The 5,185-nt window shown below is 49.7% G+C and carries 9 protein-coding genes; all 9 read right to left on the reverse strand.

Going from position 1 to position 5,185, the window contains the following annotated elements; translation table 11 throughout:
* Nucleotides 1-541: 541 nt before the first annotated feature.
* Entirely contained in the window at nt 542-700 is a 159-nt protein-coding gene (locus JUJ53_RS00860) for a hypothetical protein (protein ID WP_204150103.1), read from the reverse strand.
* Nucleotides 701-865: 165 nt separating this feature from the next.
* On the reverse strand, nt 866-1,297 hold the full coding sequence (locus tag JUJ53_RS00865) for a hypothetical protein (protein WP_239124680.1): 432 nt from the start codon (nt 1,295-1,297) through the stop codon (nt 866-868).
* Between the two features lie 78 nt (nt 1,298-1,375).
* The gene (locus JUJ53_RS00870; protein ID WP_204150096.1) at nt 1,376-1,990 is read right to left on the reverse strand and encodes a hypothetical protein; all 615 of its coding nucleotides are present in this window, start codon (nt 1,988-1,990) and stop codon (nt 1,376-1,378) included.
* Between the two features lie 71 nt (nt 1,991-2,061).
* Nucleotides 2,062-2,262, reverse strand: coding sequence for a hypothetical protein (locus JUJ53_RS00875; RefSeq protein WP_204150104.1), 201 nt, complete (start codon nt 2,260-2,262; stop codon nt 2,062-2,064).
* Complete coding sequence (locus JUJ53_RS00880; protein ID WP_204150097.1) at nt 2,237-3,100, reverse strand: SDR family oxidoreductase; 864 nt, start codon at nt 3,098-3,100, stop codon at nt 2,237-2,239. The genes JUJ53_RS00875 and JUJ53_RS00880 overlap by 26 nt, the downstream gene beginning before the upstream one ends.
* A gap of 114 nt (nt 3,101-3,214) precedes the next feature.
* Complete coding sequence (locus JUJ53_RS00885) at nt 3,215-3,586, reverse strand: hypothetical protein (RefSeq protein WP_204150098.1); 372 nt, start codon at nt 3,584-3,586, stop codon at nt 3,215-3,217.
* Between the two features lie 20 nt (nt 3,587-3,606).
* Complete coding sequence (locus tag JUJ53_RS00890) at nt 3,607-3,894, reverse strand: hypothetical protein (protein ID WP_204150102.1); 288 nt, start codon at nt 3,892-3,894, stop codon at nt 3,607-3,609.
* A gap of 71 nt (nt 3,895-3,965) precedes the next feature.
* Nucleotides 3,966-4,646 (reverse strand): stage II sporulation protein M, encoded by a 681-nt coding sequence (locus tag JUJ53_RS00895; protein ID WP_204150099.1) that lies wholly within the window; start codon nt 4,644-4,646, stop codon nt 3,966-3,968.
* 156 nt (nt 4,647-4,802) lie between these two features.
* Nucleotides 4,803-5,000 carry an alpha/beta hydrolase gene (locus JUJ53_RS00900; RefSeq protein ID WP_204150100.1) on the reverse strand — a complete coding sequence of 66 codons (198 nt, stop codon included), beginning with the start codon at nt 4,998-5,000 and terminating at the stop codon, nt 4,803-4,805.
* Nucleotides 5,001-5,185: the final 185 nt, after the last annotated feature.

Below are 5,185 nucleotides of genomic sequence, written 5' to 3' on the forward strand. Positions count from 1 at the left end.
GTCCTGACTATCTCACGCTACAAACCACCGTGACTCTCGTTGGTGCATTGCAAACTCTGGCACTCCTGACAGTCATTATCGTGTCCACCCTTAAACCTTGGGGCAAGCGAAAGGCAGTGCAATCCTCGGAAAAATAGATGGTTCAGCAACCAGTTCAGAGCATTTCAAGGAGTCCAGTCCCTCATTGAGCGATATGCTTGCATCACAGGCAACGGTGACCGTACTTTTCAGGGCGATCGCACCCATTATCTTCACCTTTACCTCCAATCCATCACGATCTTAGAATCAGAGCAAGACTGTGAACCGCCACTGCTCCTGTCGCCCCTACCCCAAGCAGGCCGTTTGAGGGTGGCATCGTATTCCGACCAATTGCGAACTCGGCATTGGGGTTTAGAGGGTGTTACGGAGACATACCAACGATTGCTGAACCTGGCATTCTATATGGATTATTTTCGCCCTTGACCCACTAATCATGCAACAAAGCCCTCTATATCTGTACTATTCGCCCTAACCCGTGTGAGAGCGGTTCTTATGAACAGAACTATGAATCGAGCGATTCAGAAATTTGCAGGTTGTCATCCCAACCACCTTGTCCTGATGTCTCCACGCGATCGCCAATTTTTAGCGCTTGCGAGTAATGCAATTCATTCAGCATGTATTCCCCATAGCCGGGGGTAACAAAAAATTCAGGCTTATTCATGATATTTCTCCGTTCAGTACGATTGTCGATGGGGGGTTCTAGATCCTTAGGTTTAGCGTCGAGGTGGCTGACTAGAGAATGCAGCGATCGCATTTTTTGGTTGCAGCATAATGCTTTTCTCCTGGTTGTGTAGATCGATTGATATTAGAGGTATATAAGTTACCTCTAATCAGAAGAACGACACGTCATGACGCCTTCTTTCGGGCCACTGGCATTGGGATTGCTCCCCATGGCTCGAACGGTGATCGTGGGTTCATAGCCGGGATAACAGCGAATTAGAACGGTGTCTTCGATTCTGGTTACATTCAGGACATAAACAGGTCTGCCTCCTAAAACAGCCTGAACAAGTTCAGGGGGAAGAGCAGCAGTTGCGATAAGCATTGACTGATTTAGAGAGGCTACAGAGATTTCAGATAGGGCAGGTTTTGCCCAAAAAGACTGTAAATAAACCAGCACCAACGCGGTCATCGTAACTAATAAGACAGAGACTTTAGAGGATAGCTTGAACATAATTGATATCTCACTCTTTCTACTTGTGGCGTTAAACACGTATACGCTTCTTATTGATTGAAAACCTTTCGCTAAGTAGTCCGTCATCAATAAGGGCAGCTACTGCATTTCAATGTGGAACAAGACAAGGGGCGACGATGGGCAGAACGACGCCACTATATTGCCCTATCGAGGGTGATGACGCAGCAGCCATTGCAGGTAAATTCCAGTAACGATGCCGTAGCTTAGCCAACCTGATCCATAGATCAATGCTGTGGGGAATGGTGCTGGCAGTAGCCCTGGCTGTAAAATGTATGAGACAGTTGAGCCGCTTGCTCCTTCTAGTGCACCTCCTAAAGCGCTGACCAAAATCCACCAATGTGCTTTACGGACAAGTCGTCTCAAAATCGGAAATTGAGCCGCGCCAAGAATAGCTAGTATAATCGGCTGTGTGACCAGATTCGACCAAAAAACTGGCCATGCGCCCAGCGTACTTAGGAATTGGATAAGCGGATCAAAAAGGGTTTCGTTAGGAAACACTAGCAATAGCCCAAAAGTCCATCCCAGGGTGCTAACCACTATCCACCAAAAGGCTTTAGGAATGTACTGGCGCAAAACAAGCCATTGGGCTGCGCCAATCAACAAACCTGTAAAAACTATGGTTGCTATAAACTGAAATCCTGACGCTTCCAGTGCTCCAACGATCGCCCCCGCAATTGTAGTAGCCAATGTCCACCAGAGCCACAGGCGAGGCGCGATCGCCAACTGTCGTGTTTCATCTTGCCTTTCATGCTGCACCATAATGCTCACCCCAGAGTTGCACTTCAACTCCATATCTGTACTATTTGGCCTAGCCCGTGTGAGAACGGTTCTTATGAACAGAACCCTGAATCGAGCGATTCAGAAATTTGCAGGTTGTCATCCCAACCACCTTGTCCTGATGCCTCCACGCGATCGCCAATTTGTACCGCTTGCGTGTAATGCAATTCATTATTTTTCAACAACAACTCAGGTTTGTTTCGGTGCAGCAGGCTGATTGGGCTGCGTCTAGCCAAACATTGTTGCGTAGTCACGGGCGAATGTCTTAAAACTACGCAGCTCTTTACCAATTGCGTCCTGTATACCAGACGAAACCGCTGCTGCCTCATTGCGTCGGTAGTGCGCGTAATCCTCAATCAGCCCATCTGCTTGCCAAGCTGGCATTCCAATGTTGAGCAGTTGATCGCGCATTGCTTCAGATGGAATATCGACGAATGCAATCTGACGATTGAGCGCAGCCGAGAGTTGTTCTGCCATCTCAGCATGAGTCAAGGCCTGTGGTCCGGTGAGGTTATAAATCTTTCCCTCATGCCCTGTTTCTGTTAGAGCAACTACTGCAACGTCTGCAATATCGCGCACGTCTACCACGCTGACCTTTGCATCACCGATCGCTGCATAAAAGGCGTTTTGGCTCGTGATTGTCGATTTAAAGCTTAATAAGCCCTGCATAAAGAGGTTGGGACGCAGAAATGTGTACGTCATTCCTGATGCTTGAATTGCCGCTTCGACTGCGGCATGGTAACGCAAAAAGCGCACGGGCGAATGGGCATCGGCTGCAAATTGCGATAGTTTGACGATATGCTTGACACCACTCTGACGAGCCGCTTCAACAAACGCGAGTTGCTGGGCTTCTGCGCGTTCCGTAGAGTTCGTTAAGAGAAAGGCGCGATCTACTTCAGTCAGCGCTTTCAACAGCGTCTCAGGGCGATCAAAGTTCCCCTCCACCACGTCAACATTCGGGAGTGCAATTTCCTTTGCTCGATCATGGTTACGAACCATGGCGCGGACTTGCACGTTCTGCGCTGCGAGTCGTTTGACAATCTCTGTACCGTTACTCCCAGTTGCGCCCGTTACTAAAATCTTCCGGTTCATTGGCAACCTCCTGATGAGTGTGTTCTAGTAAGCTTTGACTAAAAAAGCGAGGACTCAAGGACTCGAATTAACGTTTTGTACAGGCATAGTGCTCGGCATCATCCGATTTAGACCCTAATGTTCAGAATTCACTTGCCTTATAATCACAATGTTTTCAGCAAACCCTAAAACAATGATTAGCCGCGAAAACGCTCCTAAAAAAGCTTCCATCGCCCAGTTCTGACTCAGAATCTCCCAAATCATCCCAATAATAGTGAATCCAATCACCAACGAGGATAGGATGACCGATGAATTGCGGCTGCGATAGAAGCGGATTGTCCTCTCCCGCCAAGATGGATTGAAAATACAAGCGATGTAAGACACTCCTGCACTGATCAACAGGCTAGTTTGAAGACCCGAAGGCAGGTTTGGGTATCCAAACGCGATCGCTGTCAGACAAACTCCCAGCGCCAGATACAGGAAAGTAAACAAGGTAGATCGTTTCATGATTTCTTCTCCGGTGAAGCTTATTCTTTGTACCAAACACGCACACATTGAAAGCACTTGATTGGAAGACCCTGACTGATCATCACTGGGTGGAAAGCATTACTAGTCGTCACTCCGTAGACATCATCACTGGTGCCTTCGAGGCGATCGGGTAAAACAACCGTTTCAACATTGATTACCTGTATCGTTGTGCTTTCGATCCACTGATTGACAGCACTCACCACCTCAGAGAAAGATTCATACTCGGAAGGGCCGCCGAAGGGTCCTCGCTCAGTAATTCGAGGCGCGAAATCTTTGTACTTAATCATTTGATTCACCATCTAAAATTGCAGAATTGACAATTGATTCAAGAAACCATCATGATTTGGTCTGTTTAGCGCTACAGCAACCATTGGGTCAGCAGAGGAACCAGGTAGCGGAGCGAGAACGCCTCCCAGATCGCGCCGATGATGAATAGTGGGAGCGTGGACAGGCTCAGCCAACCGAGGTTTTTTAGCCCACGAACGTAACCCTGACGATGGTTTTGAGCACCGATGATGGCGGGGCGAACCCAAGACCGACCAAGGATGTATGCGCCCAACATCAAGAGGGCGTAAGCTTGGAGTTCGATGAGTACCGTCAGCGAGTGCGGGATCAGTGCCACTGCCATAATCTCGGTAGACGGGGCCATGGCTAAACCTAATGTGAATGCCTTATACGCAAATAGGGCGATGCCAGTGAAGGGAACGATCAGCGAGGGGATCACAATCCACAGCGCGCCAGTCATGACGTTGACTCCCAGGATGGTCAGTGAGAACAGCCACGGATTATTGAATAGCGATCGGACAAGATCCGCTGTTCCGTTGTCTTCCATGGTGGCCACCTGAGCTGCGCCCAGGTTGGGGAAGACCATCGCCGCTACCACCCCGGTGATGACTAAGCCATACACAATGGCGTTGATGATGAGGTAGGCGCGAAAATTGGCGCGAATGATCTGGAAGGGTTTGCGAAGCAAGCGGATGTGTCTTGCTTCATGATTCGGGTGAATAAGGCGCTTTGTGGCGATCGCTTTGCGTGACATAGTTTTAGCTCCTATTTTTGGTGATGGATGTAGTGATGCTTAAGAGTGAGCACTGCCGCGTAGAGCAGCGCTGTCGATGGTGTAAGTAAGGGTGTCTAAATCCTTGTTTTGGTGATGGGGGGCTAGAGGACGCAGCGATCGCCCTCTGCTGGGAGTTCAAGGTCGATCAGGTAGTCTAGCGACGATGTCGTTAACACAGACGTTGTCGTCGGTGAGAGCCACACCGTGCCCGCCCTCGACGGTGAGCAAGGTGCCGCCGAGCGTCTCGGCGAAGCTGATGCCGCCCGAGTGCGGGGTGGCCGGGTCACCTGTGACCGAAACAATCAGGGTTTTTGGGAGACCTTCAATCCCCATGCGCCAGACCCATCGCCCCAGCCATTAACAAGCTGGCGAGATCACCCACGAACTTACGGTGTCTCTGGAAAACGGGCTGGGGTCTTACGCTTGAACACTCCGTAGGCGATCGCCAGAAACACGGGTACTGCAACCAGCCCTGATAGCGCCCCGTAGGTGGCGTGATACTCGCTGATGGTGAACAG

It is taken from the genome of Leptolyngbya sp. CCY15150 (genome assembly GCF_016888135.1).
GTDB lineage: Bacteria > Cyanobacteriota > Cyanobacteriia > RECH01 > RECH01 > RECH01.

Excerpts from the sequence above, each read along its gene's own strand:
- JUJ53_RS00885 (WP_204150098.1), bottom strand. The coding sequence starts at position 3,586 with ATGAAACGATCTACCTTGTTTACTTTCCTGTATCTGGCGCTGGGAGTT.
- JUJ53_RS00895 (WP_204150099.1), bottom strand. The coding sequence starts at position 4,646 with ATGTCACGCAAAGCGATCGCCACAAAGCGCCTTATTCACCCGAATCAT.
- JUJ53_RS00870 (WP_204150096.1), bottom strand. The coding sequence starts at position 1,990 with ATGGTGCAGCATGAAAGGCAAGATGAAACACGACAGTTGGCGATCGCG.
- JUJ53_RS00900 (WP_204150100.1), bottom strand. The coding sequence starts at position 5,000 with ATGGGGATTGAAGGTCTCCCAAAAACCCTGATTGTTTCGGTCACAGGT.
- JUJ53_RS00890 (WP_204150102.1), bottom strand. The coding sequence starts at position 3,894 with ATGATTAAGTACAAAGATTTCGCGCCTCGAATTACTGAGCGAGGACCC.
- JUJ53_RS00860 (WP_204150103.1), bottom strand. The coding sequence starts at position 700 with ATGAATAAGCCTGAATTTTTTGTTACCCCCGGCTATGGGGAATACATG.
- JUJ53_RS00865 (WP_239124680.1), bottom strand. The coding sequence starts at position 1,297 with ATGACGGACTACTTAGCGAAAGGTTTTCAATCAATAAGAAGCGTATAC.
- JUJ53_RS00880 (WP_204150097.1), bottom strand. The coding sequence starts at position 3,100 with ATGAACCGGAAGATTTTAGTAACGGGCGCAACTGGGAGTAACGGTACA.